The sequence below is a fragment of the Streptomyces sp. NPDC004752 genome (assembly GCF_053601275.1).
Genome location: NZ_JBSGBN010000306.1, coordinates 1 through 1,393 on the forward strand (window position 1 = coordinate 1; position 1,393 = coordinate 1,393).

2 protein-coding genes are annotated in these 1,393 nt (G+C 41.2%); one reads left to right on the plus strand and one right to left on the minus strand.

Annotated elements, in window-relative coordinates:
• Positions 1-160 precede the first annotated feature (160 nt).
• Positions 161-1,108, minus strand: coding sequence for an IS30 family transposase (locus ACWEKM_RS46555; protein ID WP_003130410.1), 948 nt, complete (start codon positions 1,106-1,108; stop codon positions 161-163).
• 73 nt (positions 1,109-1,181) lie between these two features.
• Here ACWEKM_RS46555 and ACWEKM_RS46560 point away from each other — a divergent pair.
• Positions 1,182-1,393, plus strand: a 212-nt coding sequence (locus tag ACWEKM_RS46560; protein ID WP_451627371.1) for a metal ABC transporter solute-binding protein, Zn/Mn family, incomplete at its 3' end; no start/stop codon positions are given.

A 1,393-nucleotide genomic window follows, 5' to 3' on the forward strand; every position in this document is an offset into this window, starting at 1 on the left:
GGCAATTGCTCCTTCACCAAGCGGTGTCGAAATCGCCGCAATCGTATCAAATTCTTGTGTTAATGTCATAAAGACTATTTTAACGCAAAAAGGCTGAATTTCCTAGCCTATTTAATTTATTTTTTTATAAAAAATAAAAATCGCAAATTGCAAGTCCAAGTTAGCCAGCCAAGCTCATCTCATATGAACTCTTATAGTTGAACATTTTTCTTGGATAATGGTTCATCCAATACTCGATAGCGGCGACTTCTTCAGGGGTCGTCTTTGTTGTGCCTTTTGGCAGATGCCTACGAATCATTCGGTTATGGTTTTCATTCGTCCCTCGCTCAAAGCTCGCGTAGGCGTGTGCATAGTAAACTGGACAGCTTACGACCTCAGAGAGCCTTGCAAATTCATGGCCATTGTCAGGGGTAATGGATTTGAAGTCATAACTTTTTTGAAGTTCCACCAGCTCATCATTGACCGCCTGTGCTGTTTTCCCATCAATCAAGCGAATGATCTCCGTGCGGTATTTTCGCTCTGTGAGCGTCAAAAGCACCTTGTTCTTAGCTCTCGTAAGAATGACCGTGTCAATCTCGTAATGCCCCACTTCTAAGCGATTGTTAATGAACTCAGGCCGTTCTTCAATAGACTTGCCAAAAGGATGCTTTGGCGCACGAGGTTTGATTTTCTTTGCCGCCTTATACTGCGGATAGAAAAGATGATGACGCTTGGCTTCTAACCAGCCCCAGTTGACCCAATTGTAGAGGCTGCTCAGAGAAACTCCTTTTAGAGCCTGATGAATGACTTCCAAAGAGTCCTTGTCTTCTTTAAGACGTGTACTCACATAACAATCAATCTCAGTCGTGAGTTTACTCGGACGAACACTGTGAGCCCTCAATCCTTCATAATTTTCTTGAGCCTTTTTAGCAGAGTATTTTACCTTCCGCTTGAGCTGGATTTCCCCTCGCTTCATCTCTCTGTCAATCGTCCCATGAGCTTTATTCAATAAGCGCGCAATCTCACGGTTGCTCAGTCCTTCTTTATTGTGCCAACGTTCAATGTTTAAACGGTCTTGATTGGTCAGGTGTTTCCCTTTGCTCTGGCTTGTGATAGAATAGTCTTGCATCTGAATTTCCTTTTTATACTATTTGGTCGAACTTCTAGTATAAGAGATTCAGATGTTTTTTGCTTGACTCAAGGTGGCTAACTTCATTTTACAATTTGCGGTTAAAAAATTAAGTAAACTTGATCAAAAATACAGTGAAGAACTAAAAGATGCTAAGCAGAAAAATTTTGTGACTCAACATGCTGCTTTCCGCTATTTAGCATTGGACTATGGTCTTAATCAAGTGTCTATTGCAGGTTTAAATCCTGACAAAGAGCCTTCAGCTAAAAGATTGGGGGAATTAAA